Annotated in this window: 23 protein-coding genes; 10 read left to right on the forward strand and 13 right to left on the reverse strand. The window is 64.3% G+C overall.

The features are described 5' to 3' along the window. Positions 1-35 precede the first annotated feature (35 nt). The gene (locus RM192_RS03395; protein ID WP_311506172.1) at positions 36-365 is read left to right on the forward strand and encodes a helix-turn-helix transcriptional regulator; all 330 of its coding nucleotides are present in this window, start codon (positions 36-38) and stop codon (positions 363-365) included. After that, positions 362-1,189: an ImmA/IrrE family metallo-endopeptidase gene (locus RM192_RS03400; protein ID WP_311506173.1), complete on the forward strand. Its 828-nt coding sequence runs from the start codon at positions 362-364 to the stop codon at positions 1,187-1,189. Before RM192_RS03395 ends, RM192_RS03400 begins: the two co-directional genes overlap by 4 nt. Positions 1,190-1,507: 318 nt before the next feature. Here the strand turns inward: RM192_RS03400 and RM192_RS03405 are convergent, their stop codons facing one another. The 5 genes from RM192_RS03405 to RM192_RS03425 all read right to left on the reverse strand — a co-directional run bounded on the left by RM192_RS03405 (position 1,508) and on the right by RM192_RS03425 (position 8,121). Continuing rightward, complete coding sequence (locus RM192_RS03405; RefSeq protein ID WP_311506174.1) at positions 1,508-4,783, reverse strand: error-prone DNA polymerase; 3,276 nt, start codon at positions 4,781-4,783, stop codon at positions 1,508-1,510. Beyond that, positions 4,780-6,309 (reverse strand): DNA polymerase Y family protein, encoded by a 1,530-nt coding sequence (locus RM192_RS03410; RefSeq protein WP_311508557.1) that lies wholly within the window; start codon positions 6,307-6,309, stop codon positions 4,780-4,782. The genes RM192_RS03405 and RM192_RS03410 overlap by 4 nt, the downstream gene beginning before the upstream one ends. Next, positions 6,236-7,009: a hypothetical protein gene (locus tag RM192_RS03415; protein WP_311506175.1), complete on the reverse strand. Its 774-nt coding sequence runs from the start codon at positions 7,007-7,009 to the stop codon at positions 6,236-6,238. Before RM192_RS03415 ends, RM192_RS03410 begins: the two co-directional genes overlap by 74 nt. Positions 7,010-7,100: 91 nt before the next feature. Then, positions 7,101-7,337, reverse strand: a complete 237-nt coding sequence (locus RM192_RS03420) for a hypothetical protein (protein ID WP_311506176.1) — start codon at positions 7,335-7,337, stop codon at positions 7,101-7,103. A gap of 82 nt (positions 7,338-7,419) precedes the next feature. Next, a complete protein-coding gene (locus RM192_RS03425) occupies positions 7,420-8,121 on the reverse strand; it encodes a glutamine amidotransferase (protein WP_311506177.1) in 702 nt (233 codons plus the stop codon). Positions 8,122-8,389: 268 nt separating this feature from the next. Between RM192_RS03425 and chrA the strand changes: the two genes are divergently transcribed. Further along, on the forward strand, positions 8,390-9,700 hold the full coding sequence (chrA, locus tag RM192_RS03430; protein ID WP_311506178.1) for a chromate efflux transporter: 1,311 nt from the start codon (positions 8,390-8,392) through the stop codon (positions 9,698-9,700). Here chrA and RM192_RS03435 read toward each other — a convergent pair. After that, entirely contained in the window at positions 9,697-9,876 is a 180-nt protein-coding gene (locus RM192_RS03435) for a hypothetical protein (RefSeq protein ID WP_311506179.1), read from the reverse strand. The two genes, chrA and RM192_RS03435, sit on opposite strands and share 4 nt — an antisense overlap. 215 nt (positions 9,877-10,091) lie before the next feature. On the opposite strand from RM192_RS03435, the gene RM192_RS03440 reads away from it, so the two are divergent. Next, positions 10,092-12,251: an RNA degradosome polyphosphate kinase gene (locus RM192_RS03440; RefSeq protein WP_311508558.1), complete on the forward strand. Its 2,160-nt coding sequence runs from the start codon at positions 10,092-10,094 to the stop codon at positions 12,249-12,251. Continuing rightward, positions 12,252-13,715 carry a Ppx/GppA family phosphatase gene (locus RM192_RS03445; RefSeq protein ID WP_311506180.1) on the forward strand — a complete coding sequence of 488 codons (1,464 nt, stop codon included), beginning with the start codon at positions 12,252-12,254 and terminating at the stop codon, positions 13,713-13,715. It abuts the gene before it with no gap. Positions 13,716-13,836: 121 nt separating this feature from the next. On the opposite strand, the gene RM192_RS03450 is transcribed toward RM192_RS03445, so the two are convergent. Together RM192_RS03450 and putA are read right to left on the reverse strand one after the other, a co-directional pair. After that, the gene (locus RM192_RS03450) at positions 13,837-14,754 is read right to left on the reverse strand and encodes an SDR family oxidoreductase (protein WP_311506181.1); all 918 of its coding nucleotides are present in this window, start codon (positions 14,752-14,754) and stop codon (positions 13,837-13,839) included. Positions 14,755-14,849: 95 nt separating this feature from the next. Next, positions 14,850-18,293, reverse strand: coding sequence for a bifunctional proline dehydrogenase/L-glutamate gamma-semialdehyde dehydrogenase PutA (gene putA, locus RM192_RS03455; protein ID WP_311506182.1), 3,444 nt, complete (start codon positions 18,291-18,293; stop codon positions 14,850-14,852). A gap of 103 nt (positions 18,294-18,396) precedes the next feature. Here putA and RM192_RS03460 point away from each other — a divergent pair, with 103 nt between their 5' ends. Beyond that, positions 18,397-18,858, forward strand: coding sequence for an Lrp/AsnC family transcriptional regulator (locus tag RM192_RS03460; protein ID WP_311506183.1), 462 nt, complete (start codon positions 18,397-18,399; stop codon positions 18,856-18,858). 3 nt (positions 18,859-18,861) lie between these two features. On the opposite strand, the gene RM192_RS03465 is transcribed toward RM192_RS03460, so the two are convergent. From RM192_RS03465 to RM192_RS03485, 5 genes are read right to left on the reverse strand one after another with little or no spacing between them, the layout of a single operon-like run. Next, positions 18,862-19,287: a nuclear transport factor 2 family protein gene (locus RM192_RS03465; RefSeq protein ID WP_311506184.1), complete on the reverse strand. Its 426-nt coding sequence runs from the start codon at positions 19,285-19,287 to the stop codon at positions 18,862-18,864. Further along, positions 19,287-19,676: a DUF6379 domain-containing protein gene (locus RM192_RS03470; RefSeq protein WP_311506185.1), complete on the reverse strand. Its 390-nt coding sequence runs from the start codon at positions 19,674-19,676 to the stop codon at positions 19,287-19,289. The genes RM192_RS03465 and RM192_RS03470 overlap by 1 nt, the downstream gene beginning before the upstream one ends. Continuing rightward, positions 19,676-20,593 (reverse strand): alpha/beta hydrolase, encoded by a 918-nt coding sequence (locus tag RM192_RS03475; RefSeq protein WP_311506186.1) that lies wholly within the window; start codon positions 20,591-20,593, stop codon positions 19,676-19,678. Before RM192_RS03475 ends, RM192_RS03470 begins: the two co-directional genes overlap by 1 nt. After that, a complete protein-coding gene (locus RM192_RS03480) occupies positions 20,590-21,600 on the reverse strand; it encodes a TIM barrel protein (protein WP_311506187.1) in 1,011 nt (336 codons plus the stop codon). Before RM192_RS03480 ends, RM192_RS03475 begins: the two co-directional genes overlap by 4 nt. Before the next feature lie 16 nt (positions 21,601-21,616). Continuing rightward, complete coding sequence (locus RM192_RS03485; RefSeq protein WP_311506188.1) at positions 21,617-22,822, reverse strand: MFS transporter; 1,206 nt, start codon at positions 22,820-22,822, stop codon at positions 21,617-21,619. A 267-nt stretch (positions 22,823-23,089) separates the two neighbouring features. Between RM192_RS03485 and RM192_RS03490 the strand changes: the two genes are divergently transcribed. The 4 genes from RM192_RS03490 to RM192_RS03505 are packed head-to-tail and all read left to right on the forward strand — an operon-like array spanning position 23,090 to position 26,762. Further along, entirely contained in the window at positions 23,090-24,205 is a 1,116-nt protein-coding gene (locus RM192_RS03490) for an FAD-dependent oxidoreductase (protein WP_311506189.1), read from the forward strand. A gap of 22 nt (positions 24,206-24,227) precedes the next feature. Further along, positions 24,228-25,130: a VOC family protein gene (locus RM192_RS03495; protein ID WP_311506190.1), complete on the forward strand. Its 903-nt coding sequence runs from the start codon at positions 24,228-24,230 to the stop codon at positions 25,128-25,130. A 3-nt stretch (positions 25,131-25,133) separates the two neighbouring features. Beyond that, on the forward strand, positions 25,134-26,291 hold the full coding sequence (locus RM192_RS03500) for a prolyl oligopeptidase family serine peptidase (RefSeq protein ID WP_311506191.1): 1,158 nt from the start codon (positions 25,134-25,136) through the stop codon (positions 26,289-26,291). Next, complete coding sequence (locus RM192_RS03505; RefSeq protein ID WP_311506192.1) at positions 26,292-26,762, forward strand: hypothetical protein; 471 nt, start codon at positions 26,292-26,294, stop codon at positions 26,760-26,762. Positions 26,763-26,766 lie beyond the last annotated feature (4 nt).

Genomic DNA, 26,766 nt, shown 5'->3' on the forward strand with positions numbered 1-26,766 from the left:
ACTCCGCATAACTCGATTGAACGACTGCCCATCCCATGACTTTTGCCCGCAAGCTTCACGACCTGCGCATCGCGCAGAAACGCTCACTTCAGGACGTCGCCGACGCGATTGGCGTCTCAAAGGCGCACGTCTGGAACCTCGAGAAGGGGACGACTGCCAATCCGTCGATGGACCTCGTGGTCAAGCTTGCCGAGCTGTTCCGGGTGCGGGTTGCTGACTTGGTCGGCGAGGCACCTGACAGCAGCGACGAGCCGGCCGAGATGGTCGCGATGTTCAGGGACCTCAAACAGCTCGAGGAACGTGACCGCGACACCATCCGCATGTTGATGGAGCAGATGAAGCGCCGCAAGGATGAGAAGGATTGACGTTCAGCCGGCTCGATCTTGACGGGCTTGGCTCACCTTCAGCGCTCGCGGCGCGCATTTACGAACTTGCACCCGACCTGACGCGGGACTTCGACATCGCTGACCTTTGCCGGCAACTCGACATCGTCTCGATTACCGAGATACCGACCAGCGCCTACGAAGCCGCTCTGGTCATGGACGAGCACAAGGCCAGCGGCGCGATCCTCCTTGCCGAGGGCCGTTCGGCGGAGCGGCGCCGGTTCTCGATCGGTCACGAGCTGGGACACTTCCTGATCCCCACGCACATGCCCCGGGCCGGGGAACCGATGACCTGTGCCCTTGCAGACTTCCACCACACCGATGCCAAGGCGCACGATCGCCACAAGCGGATTGAGGCCGAGGCCAACCGCTTTGCCGCAGCGCTGCTGATGCCGCCCCAGCGGATCCGGCGGGCCATGACCTCGCGCGAACCGGATCTTGCCGAGATCGTCCGGCTCGCCCGCGAGTTCGCGGTCAGCAAGGAGGCGATGGCCCGCGGCTATGTTGCTGCCTCCCGCGCCGACATAGCGGTTCTGGTCGTGCAGCACCGACGGCTGCTCCGGGTCTACCGCTCTGCCGAATTTCCCTGGATCGAAGTGCAGGTCGGCCAATCCGTGCCACCGGATTCACTGGCTGTTGACGGCATCCATCTCCCCGGAACCCTGACCACGATCGAGGAGTGCGAGCCCGAGATCTGGCTGGGCAGCTCTGCCACGGCAAGCGTTGAGGTCATGACCGAGCAGGTACTCGGCCAGGCCAAAGGTTACGCCCTAATCCTGCTGCGGGTCGAGAGCGGCGAAACTTAGCGCTGCAATTCTCTTTTGCTGATCGCCATCGTGATGTTCCCTGTTTGGGAGGGCACATTTCCCAGTTACGCGACCATCAATTCCCTGTTTGGTGAATCCGTTTTCCCTGTTCTGCGCGCAGGGAATTTGCGAGAAAACCGCGCAGTTCTGCGGGTTGTACTCCGTCCCATGGCAATGAAGGGCCGACGAATTTGCAGAATTCCCTGTTAATTCTCGCAAAACAGGGAAAATCCGCGCGGAGACCCGTTCGCTCGCGACTGCGTCGCGCACCATCATCCCTGAAACAGTTTCCCCTCAAGGGGCCCCGCGCTGATCCGGTCAGTGGAAATCGCGCGAGCGTGGTAGTATCCTGACATTGCGAGGGTGGCCATGCCGAGGCGGGATCTCGCGTGGGCGCTGGGGGTGCTCGATTTCGTCGCCGCGCGATGTTTGCGTCGTCATTCGGTCTTCTTCGGCAAGGCGGTCGAGCATGGCGGTGCGGTCGATTATGCGGGCGGCCATCAGGTGGACCACGCCTTCGGTGCTTTTCTGGATCTCGCCTTCTATCAGCATCAGCCGCGCGGCCATGACCGCGCGGCGCTGCTTTTCCAGATCGCGTGACCACAGCAACGCGTTGACCACGCCGGTCTCGTCCTCAATCGTGATGAATACCGCGTTGCCCTTGCCGGGGCGCTGGCGGGTGAGGACCACGCCTGCGATGCTGATCTTGCGGCCATCGCGGGTAAGGTTGGCTTCGGCGCACGTGCGGATTCCTTCACGGGCGAGCGTCTCGCGCAGGAACTGCATCGGGTGGCCCTTCAATGACAGGCGTGCGGTCTGATAATCGGCGACCACTTCTTCGGGCAGCGTCATCGCGGGCAGGTCCGCGGCAGCCTCCTGGCCGAGTTCGGGGGCATCGGCAAAGGCGAACAGCGGCAACTGGGTGGCGGGCGTGCGGCGCACTTCCCATAGCGCATCGCGGCGCGATTGCGACAAGGAGCCGAACGCGTCGGCATCGGCCAGCTTGCGCAGCGCCGCAGCCGGAAGCGTGGCGCGGCGGGCGAGGTCTTCTGCCGAAACGAAATCGCCCTGCTGGCGGGCCTCTACGATGTCCGCCGCCCAGCCTTCGCGGAAACCGTTGATCCGGGCAAAGCCCAGCCGCAGCGCAAGCTTGGTGCCAGCGGGTCCTTCGAGCGTGCAGTCCCAGTGGCTGGCGTTCACATCCACCGCACGCACCTCAACCGCGTGTTCCTGCGCATCGCGCACCAGTTGCGCAGGGGCGTAGAAGCCCATCGGCTGGCTGTTGAGCAGCGCGCAAGTGAACACTGCCGGGTGGCGGCATTTCAGCCATGACGAGACATAGGCGAGCCAGCCAAAGGCCTGGGCGTGGCTTTCCGGGAAGCCGTATTCGCCGAACCCCTTGATCTGGAGATAGCAGCGTTCGGCAAAATCGCGCTCGTAGCCCCGCGCCACCATGCCTTCGACCAGCAGCGCCTCGTAATTGTGCACCGTGCCGTGATTGCGGAAGGTGGCCATGGCGCGGCGGAGACCGTCGGCCTGCGCCGGGGTGAATTTGGCAGCGACGATGGCCAGTTTCATCGCCTGTTCCTGAAACAGCGGTACGCCCAGCGTCTTGCCCAGCACCTCGCGCAGTTCGTTCGGATCGTGCGGTGGAGCGGGGCTGGGAAAGACGACCTTCTCCTCCCCGCAGCGTCGCCGCAGATAGGGATGGACCATGCCGCCCTGGATCGGGCCGGGGCGGACGATCGCCACCTGGATGACCAGATCGTAGAGTTCCCTGGGCTTCATGCGCGGGAGCATGGCGATCTGGGCGCGACTTTCGACCTGGAACGTGCCGATGCTGTCGCCGCGCTGGAGCATCTTGTAAGTGGCCGGATCTTCGAGCGGCACGTTGTGGAGGCCGTAATCGCCAAGGCCGTGCTCGCGCAGCAGGCCGAAGCTCTTGCGGATGGCGGTCAACATGCCCAGCGCCAGCACATCGACTTTCATCAGGCCCAGCGCGTCGATATCGTCCTTGTCCCATTCGATGAACGTGCGATCGGGCATGGCGGCATTGTGGATCGGCACCAGTTCGTCGAGCCGGGTTTCGGTCAGCACGAAGCCGCCGACATGCTGGGAGAGGTGGCGGGGGAAGGTCAGCAACTGGTCGATCAGCGCTTTCAGCCGCGCGATCATGGGGTTGGCCAAGTCCAGCCCGGCTTCGGCCACGCGTTCTTCGGGCACATCGTCGCCCCAATTGCCCCAGATGGTCGAGGTGAGCCGGGTGGTGACGTCCTCGGTCAAGCCCAGCACCTTGCCGACCTCGCGGATGGCGCTGCGCGGGCGATAGTGAATGACTGTGGCCGCGATGCCGGCGCGTTCGCGGCCATAGCGGGCATAGATATACTGCATGATCTCCTCGCGGCGCTCATGCTCGAAATCCACATCGATGTCGGGCGGCTCATCACGCTTTTCGGACAGGAAGCGCGAGAACAGCAGTTTTTCGCGGACCGGATCGACCGGCGTGATGCCGAGGAAATAGCAGACCAGCGAATTGGCGGCGCTGCCCCGGCCCTGGCACAGGATCGGCGGATCGAGGCTGCGGGCGTGGGCCACGATATCGTGTACGGTGAGGAAATAGCAGGCGTAGTTCTTCTGCCGGATCAAGGTGAACTCCTCGTCCAGCACGGCGCGGTACTTCGGCGGCAGTCCTTCAGGGAGCAGAGCCCGCCCGCCCTCGAGCACCAGATGCTCCAGCCAATCCTGCGATTGCCAGCCTGCTGGCACCGGCTCGCGGGGATATTCGTAGTGGAGCTCGTCCAGCGTGAAGGTGATGCGGGAAAGCACTTCGGTGGTGGCAGCAATCGCTTCGGGGCAGGCGCGGAACAGGCGTGCCATTTCTGCGGGCGGTTTGAGGTGGCGTTCGGCATTGGCGAGCAGGCGGCGGCCCGCTGCGGCGATGGTCGTGCCTTCGCGGATGCAGGTCAGCACATCGTGCAAGGGGCGCGTGGCGGGGTGATCGTAGAGCGCATCGCAAGTGGCGAGCAGGGGCACATCGCAGGCGGCTCCCAACGCCTTCGCCTCGGCCAGCCGCCGCGCATCTGCGCCGCCGCGCGGCATCGTTACTGCGAGCCAGACGGCGCCGGGCAACGCCTGTGCCAGCTGTTCGACCACGGTGCGGTCGGTGCCAGTGGCAATCAGCAGCAGATCGTCGGCATGATCGAGCAGATCGGGCAGGCGGAGCGTGCAATCACCCTTCTCGGTGCGGCGGTTGCCCAGCGTCAGCAACCGCGTGAGCCGGCTCCAGCCGTGGCGGGTGGCGGGATAGGCAACCACGTCCGGTGTGCCATCGGCAAAGACCAGCCGCGCGCCGACCACCAGCCGGAAATCGCCCACAGGCTTGCCGAGCTTGTCGGTCAGGGCTTTTCGGGCGACATGCGCGCGCACAACGCCCGCCACGGTGTTGCGATCGGCAATGCCAAGCCCGGCCATGCCGAGGTGATGCGCGGTCCCGACCATCTGCGCCGGATGCGACGCGCCGCGCAGGAAGCTGTAATTGGTGGCGGCCACGAGTTCGGCAAAAGGCAGTGCGGCAAAAGGCAGGGGCGCTGTCATGCGAACAGCCCGTGCACATACCAGTTAGGATCGGGCTTTTCCTCATAGAGCCCGTGCCGGAAGATCCAGTAGCGCCGTCCGCGCGCGTCCTCGACCCGGTAGTAGTCGCGGGTCAGCCCACCCTTGCCGGGGGCTTCGCCGCCCTTGCGCCGCCACCACTGCGAGGCGATGCGTTCCGGCCCCTCGTAAAGCCGCACTTCGAGCAACTTGCGCTTCCAGCGGAAGCGATGCGGCGGTCCGTCGGGCACTTCGGCGATGACTTCGACGGGCTGGGGCGGATCGAACAGGAATAGCGGGCGCAGCGGTGGTTCGCCTTCCGTCGGTGCGGGCCAGCGGACCGGCTTGCGGTCATGGATCGCGGGCAGGGCAAGCTGCATCTGTTCAGGGATGTGGCTGTCCTGCGGGACCAGCTGGCACAGGCTGGCAGGGCCGAGCCGCGTGCTCAGCCGGTCGATCAGGTCGGCCAGCGCGGCGGCATCCTTCTCGCTGCCGTCAAGCGCGGGCTGGCTGGCGGAAAGCGGCTCGGTCACCGGCAGGAACAGGGTGATACGGTCATAGCCGAAGCCGGGGTCGAGCGGATCGGACAGCGCGGCGATGCGTTCGTCGAACAATCGCAGCACCGGCGCCGGATCGCGCGTGGGCAGGCCTGTCTCGATTGCGAGGCGGTGGCGGGCGCCATCGCTGCGGAACAGCGTCAGGACAAAGCGCCGCCCGCCAAGATCACGCTCCTGCATCGCGCGGGCAGCCTCGCGCAACAGATCGAGGAAGCAGGCGGCGATGCTGGCCTGAAGCGCCACCGGTTCGGCAAAGCGGCGCTCGAAATGCAGCGGTTCGGGCTGTGCCAGCGGATCGATCGGGGCGTGCTCATCGCCCATCACGCGGCGCAGCGCGGTGACCGCATCCATCCCGAAGCGCGCGGCGATGCTGGCCGCAGGGCGCGTGGCGACATCGCCGACGGTCTTCAATCCTGCCCGGCGCAGCGCCAGCGTGGCGTCGCCGTCCAGTTCCAGCGCCAGCACCGGTAGTGCGCGCAGGGCCTGCCGTTCATCGCTGATGGGCAGGGGCGCATGGCGGGCGAGCGCCAGCGCGCCTTGCGCGGTCGAGGCCAAGGCCACGCGCAGGTTCATCCCGATGGCTGTGAAGGCGTCCTCTGCCTGAACGACAAGGCCCGCCTCGCCCCCGAACAGATGCTCGCTTCCGGCAATGTCCACCACGATGCCATCGGCCGGCATGGTGGCGACGCGGGGGGACCAGCCGATGCAATGCTCGGCAAGGCGCTGTAGCCAGTGGCGGTCAGCCGCCTCGTCCATGTCGGCCACGAGCAGGTCGGGATGCATGGCCCGGGCGTCGGCCAGGGTCAGCCCCGCGGCGATTCCCAGGGCCTGTGCCTGCGCGCTTACCGCCTGCAGCCGCAAGGCACCGCGCACTTTGGCAACAAGCACCAGGGGTGCGTCAGGCGGCGCGCCGGTCGTCCCCTCCTGTATCCGCAGCCGATCTGCGGGCAGGAACGGAAACCACAGCGCCATGTAGCGGCGCTTCACGGAAGATGCGTCGGTCACGGTCCCACTCCAGGCGCCAGTCGAGGCCGCACGGGCCGGATCGCTGGCGCAGCAAGGTAATATCGAAAGCGGGCAGGCCCGGCGCATTGCCGGGCAGTGCCTGCGAAGGGGCGGCGGCCACTTGCCAGCGGGTCTGCGCCGCGCTGGGCACAGGGGTGGCCTCCATCCGCAGCAGGAACAACGGGACGCCGGATTTTTCTGCAGCCAGTGCAAGGCGGCGGCTGGCGGTCAGGTCCAGTTCGCGCATTGCGCCCCAGCTTTCCACGATCACCGCGCCCAATGCCGCGCAGCGCAGGGCATCGACGGCAGCGCGCAGCAGGGCCATGGCATCGGGAACCACGCCGACGAGCCCATCGCCCGGCGCGCCGCCGAGTTCGGCCCAGCCATTGGCCTGCATTACTCCGCCAGACCGGGCGGCCCGCTGCATCCGCAGCCACAGCACCGTCTGGCCCGGTTCCGCCATTCCCGCAGCCACTGCCACGGCAAATCCCGCCGTAGCGGTGGCATCGCCAGCCTCGGCGGCATAGACCTCATGGATGCGCCCGCGCGCCAGCCCGCCATCCAGCGCAGCATCGAGCGAGGCGACGCCGAACGCCCGCCGTGACGGAGGCCGGGACGGCGCAAGGGCAGGCGCGCTTTGGCGCATCGGGGCAGGAACACCGCTCATATGTTCCTATTATGTTCTTTAGTTGAGTCGGATCAAGCGATTCTTCGGGCTTGTCCCCCGCAGTCATTCAGGCGCGTTAAACGGCACCGGATTATGGCTTGGTCGCTGCAATCTGCTTTTCAGCCGCCGTTGCTTCGGTGACAAGATCGCGCAGTGCCGATCCGACATCCTGCATCAGCCGGGCGCTGACCGGCAGTTCGCCGCTGACAAAGCGCCGGATGGCGCGCTCGTCGATACCGAGCCTGCGCGAGGCGGCAGTGACGCCGCCAAAGATCTGGACGCAGTGCGCGAAATGGTCACGCAGGTCCTGCATGGGTGCTTCGGTCATCTGTCCCTCTTTCGTGCTGCGGTGGCGATCGTGCCTTCCGCCTGCGGGAATGCGGGCCTGCCCGTCAACCCCTCGCGCAAAGTCAGGCGGGAAGTTCCGCGAGCCATTGCGCGATCATCTGGCGGCCTGCCGCCACGGCCTGCGGGCCAAGCCGGTCGTGGGCCTCACGCAAGTCGGCTTCGGTGCCGCCTGCTTCTATCACCGATTCGGGCCATTCCTCGATCCACGCGTTGAAGCGCTCGTCCTCGCCCATTTCGGCGTGGAATTGCAGCGCAAGCAGGTTGGGGCCGCGGCGGAAGGCCTGATGATCGTAGATGTGGCTCGATGCCAGCAGTTCGGTGCCTTCGGGCAGCGCGAAAGTATCGCCGTGCCAGTGCAGCACGGGCACTTCGGCCAAGTGCTGGAGCGGGCTGGCAGCCGCGTTGGGGTGAATCGTGACGGGGTGGAAGCCGACTTCCTTCACCGGTCCTGCATAGACATCCGAGCCGAGCGCGGCGGCGATCATCTGCGCGCCGAAGCAGACGCCGAGCGTAGGCCGCTCGGCTTCGAGCCGCTGGCGCAGGCGACGGAGCTGGCAGGTGATCCAGGGGTGGCGGTCCTGTTCGTAGACCCCCATCGGCCCGCCCATCATGATCAGCAGATCGGGTTCGCGCAGATCGAGCGCGGAAAATGCGGGATCGCTGACGTCGATCCGGTCCACGTCATAGCCCGCCGCCTCGATCGGCGCGCGATAGCCTGCAACGCCTTCATAAGGAACGTGGCGAATGATCAGTGCGCGTTTCATATCATCCTGATTGTAGGTAATGGCTTGCGCCGTGGCCACGCAGCTTTGCCAAGCGGCCCCCCAAGTTTTTCTTGAAGCCGGGCGCGGCGAAATTGCGGGCCGTGCCTCGGTTGCATCTTTCCTGAAGCGATCAACGGCGCTATCCCGATGCGGCAACCGGGGCAAAGCAACCTCCCGGTCAGGCTTTGGAACTGCACTTGCACGAGCCTTGGCCCAAGCGTTGCCTGTTTTGTCCGCTTCGCGCGGACCACAGGTCGTGGGTCAACGCATGAACAGTTCCAGTACGCCTGCCTCCTTCGATGAACTGCTGCGCGTTTCCGCGCGGATCGGGTGCCTAAGCTTTGGCGGGCCTGCCGGACAGATCGCGCTGATGCACCGCGAGATCGTGGAGGAGCGCCAATGGGTCAGCGAAGACCAGTTCCTTCACGCGCTGAACTTCTGCCACCTGCTGCCGGGGCCGGAGGCGCAACAGCTCGCCACGTGGATCGGGTGGAAGCTGCACGGGATGCGCGGCGGCCTTGCGATGGGCCTGCTGTTCGTTATCCCCGGCGCGGTGGTTATCCTGGCGCTGTCGATGCTCTATGCGCTCGCGGCCGATCTGGGATGGTTCGCGGCGCTGTTCACCGGCATCAAGGCGGCGGTGCTGGCCATCGTCGTGCAGGCGCTGCTGCGCATTGCCGGACGCGCGCTGCAGACCCGGTTCAAGCAGGTACTGGCTATGACCGCGTTCCTTGCGCTGGCGGTGTTTTCGCTACCGTTTCCGCTGGTTGTGCTGGGCGCAGGTGCGCTCGGCATGATTGTCGCGTCACGGCGCCCAGACCTGCTCGGGGTGAAGCTTTCGAGTGCGCCGCCGCTCACCAGCCCCCGACCATGGGGCGGGACCTTGCGGTCGATTGCGGTGGGGCTGGTGATCTGGGGGCTGCCACTGGCTGCGGTATTCACCCTGCTCGGGCCGGATCACGTGCTGTGGCAGATCGGGCTGTTCTTCTCCAAGTTGGCGGTGGTGACCTTTGGCGGTGCCTATGCAGTGCTTTCCTACATGGCGCAGCAGGCGGTTGACGGCTTCGGCTGGCTGCGTCCAGGCGAGATGGCCGACGGGCTGGGCCTTGCCGAGACGACGCCGGGGCCGCTGATCATGGTCACGCAATTCGTCGGCTACCTTGCCGCGTTCCGCGCGCCTGAGCCGTTCACCCCCATCGTGGCGGGCGTGCTGGGCGCGGCGTTGACGACATGGGTGACGTTCGTGCCCTGCTTCATGTGGATATTCGCGCTCGCGCCATGGATAGAGCGTATGGAGAATGCGCGCGCGCTGAAGGGCGGGCTGGCAGCGATCACGGCAGCGGTCGTGGGCGTCATCGCCAACCTGACACTGTGGTTTGCGATCCACGTGCTGTTCCGCGCCACCGCGCCGTGGGCCATCGGCCCGGTGGACATGGCGATGCCGGTGCTGTCCAGCTTCGACTGGCGAGTAGGCGTGATAGCCGCGCTGGCGGGCGTGCTGATCTTCCGGATGAAGCTCGGGATCATGCCTGTGCTGGGTATTTGCGGGCTTGCCGGCCTGATGTTCTCGCTGGTCTAAGCGGCTCCGGGCCGCGAGTTGGCTTCCTGCATGGGGAGGTCGTCATAGGGAGGGTTGAAGCCCAGAAATTCGTAAAGATCGCGCCGGAGAAACGGGAAAGCGTCGCCTGCGTCCTCATGGACGCGGGCGCACTCGCCAAGAAAGGTGTCGCACAGGCGGTAAAGGCCGCGTTTCATTTGCCGATTCATCCGATTAGCTCGTGGCGATCTGTTATAGGCGATTGGCGATCTGCGATTCTCTTCAGCGACGAAATGCACCGGGTTGCCGCAGATTCGCCATCGCAATCACGCTTCGTCAAACAGCGGTGAAATTTCGGACATGACGCTGCCCGCAATCATCCGGTACAAAGCTGTCACACGACTGTAACGCAGGATGCGCAATGGCCGGATACATGTCGTCTACTGAACATCGCGCCGATCAAGGTAGCTTGCCGCCGGTACAGGAACGGTTTTTCAACCGCGAACTAAGCTGGCTTGCGTTCAACCGCCGTGTGCTGGCCGAGGCGGTCAATCCGGATTACCCGCTGCTCGAACGCCTGCGCTTCCTGTCGATCAGCGGCAGCAATCTTGACGAGTTTATGATGGTGCGCGTGGCGGGGATCGCCGGGCAGGTGCGTCGCCAGATCGACGAGCTTTCGATTGACGGCAAGACGCCGCAGCAGCAGCTCGGCGGGCTGCTCGATGCCGTGAAGGATCTGGTTGACGCTCAACAGGACGTGCTTGCCGGCCTGTCCGGGGATCTGGCCAAGGCGGGCATTCGGCTGATCGACAACGATGCCTTCACCCGGGCCGAGGCCGACTGGCTGCGCGATTATTTTGAAGAGCATGTCGTCCCGGTGCTGACGCCACAGGCGATCGACCCGGCACATCCCTTCCCGTTCATCGCCAATCAGGGCACCGGCATCCTGTTCCAGATGCAGCGCATTGCCGATGGTGCGGCGGTAAGCGAGATGATCCTGATCCCGCCCGCCCTGCCGCGCTTCGTGCGCCTGCCGGGCGAGAAAGGGTCCTGGATCGGGATCGAGGAACTGGTGCGTCGCCATGCGACGCTGCTGTTCCCCGGCTTCCGCATTCTGGGCCACGGTGTGTTCCGCGTGCTGCGTGACAGCGATATCGAGCTTGAGGAAGATGCCGAGGATCTGGTGCGCTATTACCGCACGGCGATCCAGCGGCGGCGGCGCGGCAAGGTGATCCTGCTGCACCTCCAGGACGAATTCGATGCTGACGCCGAAGCGCTGCTGCGCCGGCAGTTGCGGCTGGATCATGCGCTGGTGATCAAGAGCCGGGGCCTGCTGGCGATGAGCGGGCTTGCCACCGTAGTTGACGAAGACCGCCAGGATCTGAAGTTCGATCCCTACAACCCGCGCTATCCCGAGCGCGTGCTGGAGCATGACGGCGATTGCTTCTCGGCGATCCGCGAGAAGGATCTGGTGATTCATCACCCATACGAGAGCTTCGAGGTGGTGATCGATTTCCTGCGTCAGGCAGCGGCGGACCCTGACGTGGTGGCGATCAAGCAGACGCTCTATCGCGCGGGCAAGCAGTCGGCGGTGATCGCCGCGCTGATCACGGCGGCCGAAGCGGGCAAGTCGGTGACGGCCGTGGTGGAACTGAAAGCTCGCTTCGACGAAGAGCAGAACCTGATGTGGGCCGCGCAGCTTGAGCGCGCAGGCGTGCAGGTGATCTACGGTTTCGTCGACTGGAAAACCCACGCCAAGGTCAGTCTGGTGGTGCGGCGCGAAGGCGGGGGCTATCGCACCTACTGCCACTTCGGCACGGGCAACTATCACCCGGTCACCGCGCGCATCTATACCGACCTGTCGTTCTTCACCGCCGATCCGCGCATGGGCCGTGATGCGGGGCAGCTGTTCAACTTCGTCACCGGCTATGTCGAGCCGAAGCATACCGAGCTGCTGGCGATCAGCCCGATCAACTTGCGCGAAAAGCTCTACGAATGCATCGACCGCGAGATCGCGCTCGCGGGCAAGGGCCGCCCGGCAACGATCTGGGCCAAGCTCAACCAGCTGACCGATCCCGACCTGATCGACCGGCTTTATCACGCGAGCCGGGCCGGGGTCGAAGTGCGGCTGGTTGTGCGTGGGATCTGTTGTCTCAAGCCCGGCGTGCCGGGGCTTTCCGAGACGATCGAAGTTAAATCGATCATCGGGCGCTTTCTTGAACACAGCCGCATCTGGGCCTTTGGCAATGGCGCGCGCATGCCGAACAAGCGGGCAAGGGTATTCATCTCCTCGGCAGATGGCATGAGCCGCAACATGGGCCGGCGCGTCGAAGTGCTGGTGCCGGTGAAGAACCCGACGGTGCATGATCAGATCCTCGATCAGGTCATGCTCGCCAACCTGCTCGACACCGAGCAGAGTTGGGCGCTTCACAGCGATGGTGACTATGTGCGCTTCGAAAAGGGCGAGCAGCCGTTCAATCTGCACCGCTATTTCATGACCAACCCATCGCTCTCCGGGCGCGGGGCAGCGCTTTCCAGTGGACGAAAAGTCCCCAAGCTTGCGCTGCGGCGCGGCGTGGCCCACCGTGGCTGAGTGACTGACATACCCCAGCAAGGCCGGGCGTTCGCCTGGGACAAGGCGCGTGCGATTATCGACATAGGCTCCAACACGGTGCGGTTGGTGATCTATGGCGGGCCGCCGCGCGCACCCGTGACGCTGCTCAACGAGAAAGTCTCGGCCAAGCTGGGCAAAGGTGTGGCCGAGAATGGCAAGCTGGCGGGCAAGGCTGTAGCCAATGTGCTGAGCGCCCTCGCCCGCTACAAGGCACTGATCGATCTGGGCGGTGTTCGCCGGGTAGACGTGGTGGCGACGGCTGCAGTGCGCGATGCGTCGAACGGCGCGGCGTTTCTTGACAAGGTGCGGGAACTGGGTTTCGAGCCGCGCCTGCTTTCGGGCGTCGAGGAAGCCGAGACGAGCGCGACGGGTGTGATCGGCGCGTTTCCCGATGCGCGCGGGATCGTCGGCGACATGGGCGGCGGCAGTTTCGAACTGGTCGATGTTGCAGATGGCGCGACGAGCCATGGCGTGACCCTGCCGCTGGGTTCGCTACGCTTGCCCGCCTTGCGCGCCGGGGATGACCGGGTGTTTGTGCGCAAGGTCGGCACCATGCTGGCCAAGGCGGACTGGGCCGCAGAGCCGGGCGTGACGCTTTACCTTGTCGGCGGATCGATGCGCGCCTTTGCGCGCGCGGCGATGGTGCGGCTGGGTTCGCCGCTCGAGGATACGCATGGCTATACGCTCGATGCGGCACAGGCACTGGCCGTCGCCCGGCAGTTGATGCGGCGCGGGCAGGTGCTGCAACCGGTTGACGGTGTTTCGTCGGGCCGCCTTGCCAGCATTCCCGACACGGCGGCCCTGCTCGCGGTGCTGGTGCGGCACCTTCAGCCGGGGCGGCTGGTGTTCTCGTCGTGGGGTCTGCGCGAAGGCGTGCTGTTTGGCTCTTTGCCCGATGACGTTCAGGCGCAGGACCCGCTTGTGGCAGGGGTAGGCGAGTTCGTCGGGGCGCTGGGCGTATTGCCTCAGCAGGCTGAGGCGACCGCGCGGTGGATGGCGCAGGCGGTGCCGGTGGGCAATGGCGGGCTGGCACAGGCGGCTATCATGCTCTGCCTTGCCGCAGGGCGGGTCGAGCCGAACCTGCGGCGCGATCTTGCGTGTGACTGGGGCCTGCGCAAGCGCTGGGTCGGCGTGAGCAGCGAGGGTCGGGCAATGCTTGCTGCCGCGCTTCACGCCAATGCCGGGAAACAGGCGCTACCGAACGACATTGCCACGCTGGCCTCGCCCGAAATGCTGGCGCAGGCGCGCGGCTGGGGTCTTGCGACGCGGCTTTGTCGCCGCTTTGGTGCCGGCGCGCAGGCCGTTCTGGAGGGCAGCGCGCTTATTTCGGACGGGGGGCGGCTCTCGCTGGCCTGCCAACCAGCCATCGCACCCTTGCTGCAGGACAGCGCCAAGCGCGATCTTGCGGCATTGGCGGGCCATCTGAGGCTGCAGGAAAGCTGAACGCGTGCAGCAATTTTTCTGTATCGGTCCGGAAACCTCCGCAGCTTTGTTGCGTTTATTGTGTGGATGAGACGCGTGCCTGGGAGGCGACGGCTGCAGCGGCCGCCGCCTCCTTTACTGCTCAGGTCAGATCCGCCAGCCCAATCAACTGGCCTTCCGCCGCGGCCTTGTTGCTCGCACGGCGCAGAGCCTCGATGTGCAAGCGGCCCTCGGGAATCTCTTCCTTCGGCAGCGCGTCCAGCGAGGTCTGGTAGATTTCGGCAAAGTCCTCGGCAAATTCTCCGTGGGTGAGGATCAGCCCCTTGTTTTCAATCATTCCCGCCAGCGTTTTCTGGCCGACTTCAAGCGGGTCCATGCCGAGTTCGAAGGCAGTGCCGAATTGTTCAAGCTCTGCGGCGTCCGCAGGTGCAAATCCTGACTCGGCAAAGCCGTCGGGACGCTTGAGGGCACTGGTCCAGGCATTGGTGCGGGTTAGGCCGGGGCACATCAGCGAGACACCGATGCCATGGGGCGCCAGATTGTAGCGCAGGCTTTCGGTGAGCCCGCGCACCGCGAACTTGCTGGCCGTGTAGATCCCGGCCTGCGGGCCTGAAAGGTACGCCGCCATCGAGGCGACGTTGACCACGTGGCCACCTTCGCCGTGCGCCTTCATGCCCGGCAGGAACGACACGAGGCCATTGACCACGCCGCCGAAATTGACGCCCATGATCCAGTCGTAGTCGGCATAGCTCGCCTCGTCGGTCGGGCCGAACACGCTGACGCCGGCGTTGTTGACGAGGACGTGGATCTTGCCGACTTCCGCCGCCACTTCGGCAAAGCGCGCGCGGTCGGTCACGTCGAGCAGGACGTAACGCGCAGGCGGAAGCTTGTTTTCCGCGAACCAGCGTGCGGCATCCTCGCGGTCCTGTTCCTTGCGGTAGGTGAGGACCAGATCCATCCCGGCCATGGCAAAGGCGCGGGCGATGCCGAAGCCGATCCCATTGACGCCGCCGGTGATGAAGGCGATTTTCCCTGCGAAATTGCGCGTGTTGCCGGTCATGTTTGTTTCCTCTTCCGTTTAGAATGCTAACAATCGGGAGGATTGTGCGCAACCGGTGGAAGTGAAAGCTCAGGCGACCAATATCAGGCCCCAATTCAAGCCATGGCCATCAGACTCGCGTTGCCGCCCGCGGCGGTGGTATTGATCGAGAGCGAGACTTCACTCACCAGCATCGCGTCATCGTCTGCAGGCGAGAGCACCGGCACGATCGGGCCTTCGAGCGCGGCAACAGCCTGTGCGATGGCGAGCGTGAAGGCCGCATCGCCATCAACCATTGCGCGTGCCAACGTGCCTTTGCCTTGCCATCCTGGATCGGCTGCTATCGGTAATCCGCCAAGGCACCTGACCCTTGCCGCCAGCGCTTGCAGGCGCGCCTGATCCTGCGCTGCTATAAGCACATTGCCGACAGGACGCAGCGCGTGGATGTTGCGTTCCCCAACGGGGCCAGTGAGTTCACGCTCTCCCAATGCGAGCGCTGGCGCTGCCGGGGCCGAGGCGAGGAGGCGGCGCAAGTAGAGCGGGCCGCCCGCTTTTGGGCCAGTGCCGGACAGGCCGTGGCCGCCGAACGGTTGCACGCCGACGACGGCACCGATCACGTTGCGATTGACGTAGATATTGCCCGCATGGGCTTTGGCGGTGACGCGGGCGACAGTCTCGTCGAGGCGAGTATGCAGGCCGAAGGTCAGGCCATAGCCCCAGGCGTTGATCTGGCCGATGAGCTTGTCCATGTCGGCGCGGGCAAAGCGGATCACGTGCAGGACGGGACCGAACACCTCGCGCGTGAGCAGCGAAGGGTCATCCAGTTCGATGATCGTCGGCGGGACGAAAGTGCCGTTTGCCGTGTCTGGCCCAAGCGGAAGACGGTCCACTGTGCAGCCGGCGGCGGCAAGGCAGGCGATGTAGGCTTCGATCCGGTCGCGCGCTTCGGTGGTGATGACCGGGCCGATATCGGCGCTGAGGCGGTCGGTCTTGCCGACGCTGAGTTCCGCCAGCGCGCCGCGCAACATCGCAAGGATGTGGTCGGCAACGTCATCCTGCAGGCACAGCACGCGCAGGGCCGAGCAGCGCTGGCCGGCACTGTCGAAGGCTGAGGCGAGGACATCGGCGACGACCTGCTCGGCAAGCGCCGAACTGTCGACGATCATCGCGTTCTGCCCGCCGGTCTCGGCGATCAGCGGGATGGGGCGGCCTTGCGGTGAAAGGCGCGCGGCAAGCTGGCGCTGGATCAGACGGCCGACTTCGGTCGATCCGGTGAACAGTACAGCGGCCGTTTCGGGCGCGGCGACCAGCGCAGCACCGATGGCGCCATCGCCGGGAAGAAAGACCAGCGCGTCGTCGGGCACGCCTGCTTCGTGGAGAATGCGAACAGCTTCCGAAGCGATCAGCGGGGTTTCCTCGGCAGGCTTGGCCAGCACGGCGTTGCCCGCCATCAGAGCGGCAGCGATCTGCCCGGTGAAGATGGCGAGCGGGAAGTTCCAAGGGCTGATGCAGAGGGCAACGCCCAGTGGGCGCGAGCCTGCTAGCAGAGGGGATTGCGCCGCGTAATAGCGCAGGAAATCCACCGCCTCGCGCACTTCGGCAATGGCATTGGGGACCGACTTGCCCGCTTCGCGCACGGTGAGCGCGATGAGTTCGGGCATGGCGGCCTGCATCGCATCGGCGGCGCGTTCGAGTATGACCGCGCGGGCGGCGACGGGGGTCTGGCTCCAACGCGAGGCGGCGGCAAGGCTCGCTGCCTGTGCTGCAGCGTCGGGCAGAACTTCGCGGACCATGCCAACGATGTCCGAATGGTCTGCCGGATTGCGCACAGGGATTGGGGGCGCGGCAGGTAACTCTGCCGAGGGTGCGGCGTGGCGGACAAGGCGCGACACGGCGGTGAAACGTTCGGTCAGCCGTGCCAGCGTGCCTTCATCCGCCAGATCCAGGCCGGCGCTGTTGCGGCGATCGGGATAGAGCGCCCGCGGCAGGGCGATCAGCGAGTGCGGCGCACCGGGATCGGCGGAGGCTGCAACTTGCGCGACCGGGTCTGCGATGATCTCGTCCACCGGCACATCGGGATTGGCAATGCGGTTGACGAACGAGGAGTTCGCGCCGTTTTCGAGCAGGCGGCGGACGAGATAGGCAAGCAGCGTTTCATGCGTGCCGACCGGGGCATAGATGCGGCAGGGGCGGCTCAGCTTGTCCGGGCCGACGACCTCGTCATAAAGCGGTTCGCCCATGCCGTGGAGGCACTGGAATTCATAGTCGCCAACGGTGAAGTCCGGCCCGGCCATGCGGTGGATCGTGGCGAGGGTCTGCGCGTTGTGCGTGGCGAATTGCGGGAACACCACCGCTTGCGCGGCAAGCAGGCGGCGGGCGCAGGCAACATAGGCCACATCTGTGTGGGCCTTGCGGGTATATACCGGGAAATCCGCCTGCCCATCCACTTGCGCGCGCTTGATTTCGGCATCCCAATAGGCCCCTTTGACGAGGCGGACCATGATGCGGCGCCCTGCACGGCGGGCAAGATCGATGAGCCAGTCGATCACCGCCGGGCAGCGCTTGCCATAGCCCTGGACGACGAAGCCCAGCCCGTTCCATCCAGCCAGTTCCGGGTCCATTGCGAGAGCTTCGAGAAGATCGAGCGAGAGTTCGAGGCGGTCGGCCTCCTCGGCGTCGATGTTGAAGCCGATGTCATGGCGCATGGCCATGACGGCCAGCGCTTTAACGCGCGGCAGGAGTTCGCCAATGACGCGGTCCTGCTGCGCGCGGACATAGCGCGGGTGAATCGCCGAAAGTTTGATCGAGATACCGGGGCCTTCGTAAATCCCGCGTCCTGCCGAGGCCGTGCCGATGGCGTCGATGGCGGCCACGTAATCGGCGTAGTAGCGGTCGGCGTCCCTGGCGGTCATCGCTGCTTCGCCGAGCATGTCGTAGCTGTAGCGGAAGCCGCGCGCCTCCAGCGGGCGAGCGCGTTTGAGCGCTTCTGCAATCGTCTCGCCGGTCACGAACTGCTCGCCCATCATGCGCATGGCGAGGTCCACGCCCCGCCGGATCACCGGTTCGCCAGCCCGCGCCAGCAAGCGGGTCAATGCGTTGCCGAGGCCCTTGTCGTCGACGCTGGCGGTCAGCTTGCCGGTAACGACGAGGCCCCAGGTAGCGGCGTTGACGAACAGCGAGCGATCTCCGCCCAGATGCGCGAGCCAGTCGCCGCCAGAAATCTTGTCGCGGATCAGGTCGTCGCGGGTGGCGCTGTCCGGGATGCGCAACAGCGCTTCGGCAAGACACATCAGCGCGACGCCTTCCTGCGTGGACAGCGCATATTCCTGCACCAGTTGCTCAACACCGTTGCCGCGCGGCTTGGCGCGCAGCGTCTCTACCAACTTGCACGCGAGCGCCTGCGCTGATGCACGGACCGGTTCGGGCAGCGCCGCCTCTGGTAGAAGCGCGGCCATGCACTCACGCTCGGGGCGGCGGGTCGCGGCGGTGATCGCTCGGCGCAAGTCGGTGGGGGCGGAGAGGGGAGGCGCAAAGTCGGCAAAGGGGCGGGGCTTGGTCATTCCAGCAGAATACCACTGCAAAACCTGGCATTCTGACTTTTTAGAGCGCGGAATGAGGGGGAAATAGCTTTATTTTCCAGATTATGCAGTTCATAAATGCGAAATGGAAATCATTGAAAGGCAACTTGACCAGTTCGATCGCAAGATCATCGAGCATTTGTCGCGCGATGGCCGCATGGCCGTAACGGAACTTGCCGAAAAGGTGGGGCTGTCGAAAACCCCGTGTCAGGTGCGCCTGAGGCGGTTGATCGACGACGGGGTGATCAAGGGCTTTCGCGCCGTGCTCGACATGGGGCGGCTGGGGCTGGATCACATCGCTTTCACCGAAGTGAAGCTGTCCGACACGCGCGAACAGGCACTGGCCGAATTCAATCGCGGCGTCATGGCTATTCCCGAGATCGAGGAATGCCACATGATCGCGGGCAACTTCGACTACCTGATGAAAGTGCGCACGGCAGACATCCGCCGCTTCCGCACCGTGCTGGGCGAAAAGATCTCCACGCTGCCGCACGTGGCCAACACGTCGACTTTCGTGGTGATGGAGCCGATCAAGGACCGGGCGTAACCTTCAGAACATCGGGTGCGGGTTGGCGGACTTTTCGGGGATCGGCTGGATGATGTCCCAATGTTCGACGATCTTGCCGTCCTTGAGCCGGTAGAAGTCAGCCACAGCCGCACCGCGCGCTTCGGGACTGGGCCGCGCCAAGATATGGATCGCGGCCAGATCGCCATCGACCAGAATCTTGCGGACCTCGAAGCTGCGCGTGCGGTCCGCGAACATCGGCTGGAGCAGTGCAACAGCAGCATCGCGGCCATCGGGAACGCCGGGGTTGTGCTGGATGTAATCGGGCACAACGTATTTCTCGAACGCGCCTTTCACGTCGCGTTCGCCGTAGAACAGCCGCGCAAAGTCTTCGACGATGGCGCGGTTGTCGGGCTTGGCAGGGGCATTGCCGAGCAAGGCCAGTGCCACGAAAGCGAGAGTCCGGCGCATCAGGCGATTTCTACCATCTTCTCGTCGTTGTTGAACGAGGGGAAGGGCATGTAGGAAATGCGCAGCTTCTGCTGAAGCGTCAGCTTGTGCGCGCCTTTGGGGAAGCCGCCCGGATTGTCCACAAGGATCGTGGCCGGAGCGCCGAAGCACCAGCGGCGGTCGAACGCGTTTTCCATCTCGTCGAGGGTCAGAGGGCCCGGACCTTCATCAAAACGGATTGCGGCCCGGGGCAGCACCTCGCCGTCGATCCCGATATTGAGTTCCTCGATCATCGACAGGCCAAGCCCGCGATAATAGCCAAGCTTGGCCTCGAAGGCGAAGCCGGTGGGGGCGTCCGCCGGGCCGGTGTTGCGCACGGTGGCGGGATCGATCAGGTACTTGTCGAACATTATTTGTCCCCCTTGAGCAGGCCTTTGACCTCTAGCCAACGCAGCATCAGTGCGGGCCACTGCGAGGTAGTGCCCGCAGGTTTGCCGAGGCCGTAGCCATGGCCTCCCGATTCGAAGAGATGGAACTCTATGGATTTGCCTGCCTTGCGGTAGCTGTCAGGCAAGGCGGTGTCGCCACCAGCCATGGGAATCAGGAAATCATCGGCGGCAATCGCTACGAACATCGGCGGAGCGTTGTCCGGCACTTTCATGGGCTTCATGTTGGGATAGATCGGCGCGGCGAAGGCGGGCATGTCGGCCCCTGCATTCTCCACCACGCTGCGTGTCAGAAATCCGCCTGCGGAAAAGCCCATGAAACCGATGCGTGCGGGGTCAACGCCGAACTCGGCGGCGTGGGCACGGACATGGCGCAGCGCGGCAAGGCCATCCGCCAATGCTTCGGGTGGGGTATCGGCGGGCAGCGCAAAGCCGACATTTTCCCCCTTGATCATGCGCATCAGCTTGTCGGCAAATGCTGGCTGCGACGGCGGTGTTGGCAAGAGGCGATACTTGAGCACGAACGCGGCGATGCCGTGGTTGGCGAACCACCGCGCAACGTCCCAGCCTTCCTTCTCCATCGCAAGCCCGAGGAAACCGCCGCCGGGGGCGATGATCACCGCTGCTCCGCTCGCCGGGCCGACTGGGAGAAACGGGGTCAGCGTCGGGCGGGCGACATTGCGGACGGCTGCGGCGCCATTATCGAGATGCCAGATCTCGCGTTCGGCCACGGCGGCGGAAATCGGCAGCGCGATCGAGCCCGGCTGCCAAGGTGCCACAATCGTTTCACGACTGGGGCCGGGTCCTTGTTGCGCCTCAGCTGCAGGCGATAGCGCCAGCGCCGAAAGCGCGACACCGCAGATCAGTGCGAGTGTCCTCATGCTGCAACCCCGTATTTCGCTTCGGACTGTGCAATCAGGCGTTCGAACATGAGGTGCTGGCGGCGGACCTGTTCGCGGCTATCGACTTCGTGGACGTCCTGAATCCAGCGGTTGCCTTCGTATTCGCTCGAAAGTGTGCCTTCCCAGCCGCAGCGAACCAGTTCGTCGATGACTTCGTCATAGGCGATGGCAGGGTCGGTGCATTCCGCGTCCATTTCGTAGAACTTGGCTTGGATATGGCGAAAATAGGGCGCGTAATCGCCGAGGCGCTTGGGGTTGGCGTAAGGCGCATGGCGCAGGGTTTCGGCCATGGCGACCTCGGCTTTGTTGCCCTGCATTTTCACCGCGACTTCATAGATCGTGTACTCGGCCATGATCTTGGCTTCGTGGCTGTCGACGATGAACTGCGCGACTTCGGGCCGCGCGCCTTGCCGTTCGAAGCGGGCGCGGAATGCGGGGGGATAGTGCTTCATGAAGATGCCCATGTCGGGCAGGACGCCGAGGTGCCTGGTGCCGAGCCGGTCGGCTTCCTCGATCGTGCGCAGGATCCACGCGTGCTCCATGTGCCACGGCGCGTGGACTTCGACGCCCATATGGACGTCGAGATCTTCGGCATGGGGCACGCAGCGGGCGAGAATGTCCGGCCGTACGAACACCAGAACGCGCATGTTGCGGATGCCGAGGCGGTTGCACAGTGTGAGATCGCGCACGATGCTGTCTACCTGCTCTTCGTCCGACATCAGCCGGTCCTTGCGGCGCTTGGTGTCGAGGAACATGTCATAGGCGGTGAAGTGGCAGCCGTGGCGGGCAACCATGGCCTTCCATTCTTCGACCTGTGCGTCAGACAAGTTCGGGAAGGTCGGCATGTTCTGTTCAGGGAGAATTTCGATGCCATTGGCGCCAATCGAGGCGGCGAACGACACGCAGTCCTCGACGGTCATCTTGCCGAGGAACATTTCCTCCTGAAAGGAATAAAGGCTGACGCCTCTCTTGATCTTGGAAGTCATGGCTATTCCTTTTGCGTCAGGCGGCTTGCGGCTGCTGGCGCGGTGTGACGATGAACCAGGTGGCTGCGGCAATGACGATGCCGATCAGGCCTGCGATGAAGAACGCGCCCTGCATCGTGCCCGAAATGCCGCGCGCGATGCTGACGAGCAGGGGCGAGACGAACTGGCCGAGGAAGAAGGCAGCGGTCCACACGCCCATGCCGCGTCCGCGATGCTCGAACGGAAGGTAGCCTTGGGCCCATGCGATCAGAGTCGGCACGGCCATGCCAGCGCCGGTCTGCTGCAGGGCCATTCCGGCAACCATGCCCTTCCAGTCGGACGCGAGGCCGATAACAGCCAGCCCTGACCCGAGCAGCGTGAGGAACACCGTCAGCTGGATGCGCGGGCCGAAGCGCCCGGTGAACCAGAAGATCACCGCGCCGACAATCACGAACAGGCTGGGGATCGTGGTCAGGCGGCCGATTTCGGCAGGGTCTGACACGCCGAGTTCCTGCCAGACGATGCCGCCATTGATGATGAACACGTAATAGAGCGCGCCGCCGAAGAGGGTGACGAGGCCAAAAGTCAGGACGCCGACCAGCGGGAACGGAGTGGAAGCGGTTTCGCCGATGCCGAGCATCTTGCGGGCCGTATCGTCGTTCTCCGGCTCATAGATGAAGGCGAGCATGGCGAAGAAGGCGAGGAAGCCGACGCCGTAAATCAGGAACACCGAATTCCAGCTCATCGACGCGAGGTAGCCCGAGGTAAAGATCACCGCGCTGCCAAAGAACGGCCCAAGCATACCCTGGAGGGACAGCCATTTGCGGCGACCATTTTCGTCCCAGTAATCGCCGATCAAGGTGTTCGCCGTGGTCAGGATTGCAGCTTCGGCCACGCCGAGCAGCAAGCGCGATGCATAGATGTGATCGAGATTTTCAAGGAAGAACGGGGCCATGCCGACAAAGCCGTAAAGCCCGGTCGAGAGCAGCAGCAGGCGACGGCGCCCGAAGCGGTCGACCATGAGGCCAGCGAACAGCGCGAGAATGGCGATTGTCAGGCCCGGCGCGGAAACCATCGCGGGAACCTTGGTCGGCGCAGCGGGATCATTCGCAAAGTGTGCGATCATCGCAGGCACCGCCGGGAACATCGAGACGATAGCCACGATCGGAAGAAACCCGGTGACGACGATGGTGAGCCCTTGTGCCACGCCGGGTGTGCGGTGCCCCGTTGTCTGACTGGTCATCAGTTCTCCCTTCGCCCGTTGGCGCATCCGAAATTATTAGAACGATTATTCTTATAACCGTATCCGGATTCGCAAGCGCGCTGTCAAGGGAAACAGATGACACGATCGTCTGGTTCTAGAACACCGATCTATCCATTCTGTGAATGCACTGGCATAGAAACTGTTTGCTTTATTGATTGGCGCAGCGTCCCTAATCACCGGACTGATCGAAAATCATACCCAAGGGAGAAGCCTGATCGCCGCTTCGGCGGGTTCCGGCACAGTGACATGCAAAACCTCGACATTCTCGTCATCGGTGCCGGTATCGGCGGGCTTTCTGCAGCGATTGCGCTGGGGCGCAAGGGCCATCGCGTCACCGTCATCGAACGCGATCCTTCGTGGTCGGTCTATGGCGTGGGCATCATCCAGCAGTCGAACGTCGTGCGCGCGATGGACCAGCTTGGCGTGCTCGACAGCTTTCTGGATGCCGCCTGCGGATTCGATGCGGTCGAGATCTTCGCGCCCGATGGTACCAAGGTGGCGCGTGTGCCGACGCCGCGACTGGTCGAGGGCAAGCCGGCCAATGTCGGTATCGGCCGCCGCGCCTTGCAAAAGGTGCTGGGCGACAATGCCCGAGCGGCGGGCGCTGAAATCTGCTTGGGCGTGACCGCCGAAGTCATGCAGGACGACGGCGCAAAGGTGGGCGTCACATTCTCCAATGGCCAAGCTGCCAGCTTTGATGCGGTGATCGGTGCCGACGGCGTCTATTCGCAGACCCGCAAGATAGTCCTGCCCGATGCCGAAACGCCCCAGTTCACCGGGCAGGCCGTGTGGCGATACAACTTCCCGCGCGCAGAAGGCCTCGACGCCTTGCAGGTCTACAACGGCCCGACCGGCGTAGGGTTGGTGCCGATGAGCGCCGAGGTGATGTACATGTACGTGACCACGCCTGAGCCAGATAATCCGCGCTATCCCACGCAAGGCATCGCTGCTGCCATGCGTGCCAAGCTGGCGAATTGTTCGCCGGCCATCCGCGCGCTGGGCGAACAGATCACCGACGATGGGGGTGTGGTCTATCGCCCGCTCGAAGGCATGATGGTGCACGGCGACTGGAGCCGGGGTCGCATCGGCCTGCTCGGTGATGCCGTCCACGCGACCACGCCGCATCTGGGGCAAGGCGCGGGCATGGCGATCGAGGATGCCATCGTGCTGGCCGAGGAACTGGACCGCGCGAGCGACGTCGAGACTGCGCTCAAGTCCTATCGTGACCGGCGCTATGAACGCTGCCGCTACATCGTCGAAAGCAGCCTCGCCATCTGCCACGGCCAGTTGGGCAAGGGCCCGCCGGTGGATAATCACAAGGCGACCGGCGAAATGTTCGCTGTCGTCGCGCAACCCATCTGATCAGACTTTCAAGGATAGTCCCATGAGCCGCGTCACCGAAATCCGTTATGTCGGATATGGCGTCGAAGACTTCGACGCTGAAAAGACATTCTATGCCGATGTCTGGGGCCTTGAGCCCGTGGGCGAGGACGAGACCCAAGCCTGGTTCAAGGCGCAAGGCGCGGACGAGCACCATGTCGTGCAATTGCGCAAGGCAGACGAGAACCGCATCGACGTTATCGCGCTGGCTGCAGACAGCCGCGCCGATGTGGATGCGCTACGCGCCAAGGTGGAAGCCGCTGGCTGCCGCATCGCCAGCGAACCTGCAGACCTGACGTCGCCCGGCGGTGGCTACGGTTTCCGCTTTTTCTCGCCCGATGGCCTCTTGCTAGAAATTTCGAGCGACGTCGCCAAGGGCACCAAGCGCGATCTGGCGCGCTGGGAAGGTGTCCCGGTCAAGATCAGCCACATCGTGCTGCACAGCCCCAACCATCAGGCGCTGGTCGCATTCTTCACCGATGTGCTGGGCATGAAAGTGTCCGACTGGCTCGGTGATTTCATGTGCTTCCTGCGCTGCAATTCGGCGCACCACCGCATTGCGATCCTGCCGGGGCCGCCGTGCCTCAACCATGTGGCTTATGACATGCTGAGCGTAGACGACATGATGCGCGGTATGCACAGGTTGAAGCTGAAAGGTGTCGATATCGGCTGGGGGCCGGGACGGCACACGGCGGGCAATAACACCTTCAGCTATTTCGTCACGCCGGGAGGGTTCGTGACCGAATATACCTCGGAACTGGAAGAGGTCGATTTCGACACGCACCAGTACAAGGTGCACGTGCCCGCACCGATGGTCATGGACCAGTGGGGCATCGGCACGGGCGGTCCGCAAACGCTGCCCCACCCCCATGCCAATCCCGGCCTGTTCCAGACGGTTGAGGCTTGATCGATGGCGCTTTACGAACCGTTCCCGAACTACATCTGGAACCTGTCCGTCTCGATCGCGATGGAAAGCGGCGGGTTGATCGGCGAAATCGTGGACATGTGCCAGCCGATCATCGATGCCGCGGCCAGCGGCGGCGATGCAGGCACGCCGCAGTTCATGAAGCAATGGGCGGCGTTTGGCGACAAGTTGATTGACCTTGCCGCTGAGGACGAGGCCAAGGGCCGCATGTTCTCTGCTTCGAACAAGCTGGAACGAGCCTCGCTTTACCTGCTGGTGGCCGAGCGCATGCAGGGCCATGGCGCCCCGGGCCGCGAGGCGACTTACGCCAAGGCGCGCGCCGCGTTCGACAAGTCGACTGCGCTGGGCCAGATCAATCGCGAGCGCGTGGAAATCCCGCTGGCAACAGGTATCATGCCTGCGCTCTACACCCGCGCGACAGGGCCGGGACCACACCCCGTAGTGGTCTATTGCAACGGCCTCGATAGCTGCAAGGAGTTGCTCTATTGGAGCCGCCTCCCCGAAGCGCTGGCGCGTCGCGGCGTGTCGACTCTGTGCGTCGATCAGCCGGGTTCAGGCGAAGCGCTGCGTCTGCAGGGGCTGCCGGTCGATCCGCATAGCGAGAATTGGGCGAGCAAAGCCGTCGATTGGCTGGAAGCGCAGCTTGATGTGGACCCGGTGCGCATCGGCATGACCGGCATTTCGCTCGGCGGCCACTTTGCCCCGCGTGCGGTAGCCTATGAGCCGCGCTTTGCCAGCGGCGCAGTGTGGGGCGCCAATCACAACTGGCGCGAAGTGCAGGACAAGCGCCTGAACCGCGAAGGCGAGAACCCCGTGCCGCACTATTGGGCGCACGTGATGTGGGCGTTCGGCGCGAAGGACATGGATGAATTCATGGCCAGGAGCACAGAGATGAACCTCAACGGCCATATGGACCGGATCACGGTGCCGTTCCTCGTCACCCACGGCGCGCACGACCGCCAGATCAGCGTGTCCTACGCCGATGATCTATATGACCAGTTGGTCAATTCGCCGCGCCGCGAAAAGGTGATCTTCACCGCCCGTGAAGGCGGGGTCGAGCATGTGGGTGCAGACAACATGGCCTACGGGCGCGACCTCATTGCCGACTGGTTTGCCGAGACGCTTGGCGGTAATAATGCCTGAATGAACGCAATTGCCCATATCCGCCGCGAAACCATGGTCAGCTTCGTTATCAATGCGGTGCTGAGCGGTTTGTTTTTTGTGCTGGTCTTCGGGACGGCGGCGAACGTGCCGCTGTGGGGAGTTGGAGGCTATGTTTACGACTATGGGCCGCAGGGTTTTGTGATCGGAATGATGGCCACGCTGGTGCCTGGTGTTATGGCACGCAAGGCATTGCGAAAGCAGAATTTTACCGGGGGCGATGGCGAGGCGTCGCGGCCGGGAGTTCTGCCAAGAGGACTGATCGCGCGCGGTCTAGTTTGCGGTTTGGCCGGAGCCATTGGCGGGGTCGTTCTGGCGGCAGCCGTACTGGCTGCCATAGGCGCGGCAGTGTTGGCATGGTGGCCGGCAATTCTGGCGAAGATGGCGTTCGGCGCTGCTTTAGCGATTGTCGTCACGCTGGCCGGCCTCAGGATAGAGTTGATGCCGCGCTGAACAA

The sequence above is a fragment of the Novosphingobium sp. MMS21-SN21R genome, assembly GCF_031846015.1.
In the GTDB taxonomy this organism is placed as follows: Bacteria; Pseudomonadota; Alphaproteobacteria; order Sphingomonadales; family Sphingomonadaceae; genus Novosphingobium.